Below are 1,124 nucleotides of genomic sequence, written 5' to 3'. Positions count from 1 at the left end.
TGCCGGTGGGGCCTCCATGTGTTCCACCGGCAGCGAGGCTGCCTACTCACCGATTCCTGCGATGATAGATCTCGTGATCTCGCCGCAAAGCATCGAAATGCACAGATTCCTGGAAACGTGGTACGGACCTCCCGACCTTGCGCCAGCCCGTACGCCCACGGATCTGTCCTGGCTCCCGCCTGCGCTTCAGAACTGGCACGACCTGTCATCGCGCTGGAGCAAGGACATTTCAACTACTTTCTATCTGGATTACCCGTGGCCCGAGCAGATCGAAGATGGTCGCGCCGTCTTCATGAGAGACCAAGGAGGGTGGGAGATCTCATTTCTCGCGGACTCGCCCGAGAACCTTTTCGAGTCATCCCGGGACGGCGAGTGGGAACCTCTGAACAAATCGCTTTCCGAGTCCTTGATCCACGCGGCAGTCCTCGAAGCGACGATGTCTGCCGCTATACGCGTCAGCGCCCGACGCGTGACAGCCGAAAAGGTGGAATCGATCACATCACGACTCGAAGAGATCGACTTCGCCCCCTGGAAATGTCCCGGAAGCGGAAAGTCCTTCATGGGTGACGGGGTCCTCGTCCTCGTCAAGGACCTGAGCCATTCCCCCTTCCCTTCTCGACGGCTACCCGGATACTTCACTCTCCAAGCAGCGGCCACGCACCAAGCAAAACTCGACCACGCCAGGACCGTGTTCCGGGCCGTCGATGACGCAACCCAGCAGCCTCCGCATTAGCTGCGGACAGGTTAGGCCCCGAACGTCGTTCGGGGCCTAACCTGTAATGAATCAACTAGCTACCTGTATAAGAGCGCCGCTGAATTCCACTGCGGTTTCTGTAAACGACTGTCAACGAAACTCCCGAGGGGAGCATTGACTCGATCGTCCTGGCGCAACTAGGACAGAGCCCGAATCTCGCATTATTTCCTGCAAGGTAGAGGAATCCTTGCAGTCCCCTTGATCCCTGGTTGGCGGCAGCCCTGGCCAAGAGCCCCGCTGCCTGCGCCTCCAGATGGTGCTCCATGCCTTCCTCGGCAGCGTCTGGGATCCACTCGTCGTATCCTCCCCAGACGTTGTCCGGCCCCGAAAAGAGGTAGCCGGTTCCGTTCTCCACGCCCGGCATGGTGAA

At 59.4% G+C, this 1,124-nt stretch carries 2 protein-coding genes; one reads left to right on the top strand and one right to left on the bottom strand.

Annotated elements, in window-relative coordinates; genetic code table 11:
- Positions 1 to 733, top strand: a 733-nt coding sequence (locus QK442_RS36175) for a hypothetical protein (RefSeq protein ID WP_282698384.1), incomplete at its 5' end; no start/stop codon positions are given.
- Between the two features lie 55 nt (positions 734 to 788).
- Here the strand turns inward: QK442_RS36175 and QK442_RS36170 are convergent.
- Positions 789 to 1,124, bottom strand: a 336-nt coding sequence (locus tag QK442_RS36170; protein ID WP_282698383.1) for a DddA-like double-stranded DNA deaminase toxin, incomplete at its 5' end; no start/stop codon positions are given.

Source organism: Streptomyces sp. CC208A (assembly GCF_030010625.1).
In the GTDB taxonomy this organism is placed as follows: Bacteria; Actinomycetota; Actinomycetes; order Streptomycetales; family Streptomycetaceae; genus Streptomyces.
The sequence above is the reverse complement of the archived record's forward strand: the minus strand, read 5'-3'. Positions and strand labels throughout refer to the sequence as shown.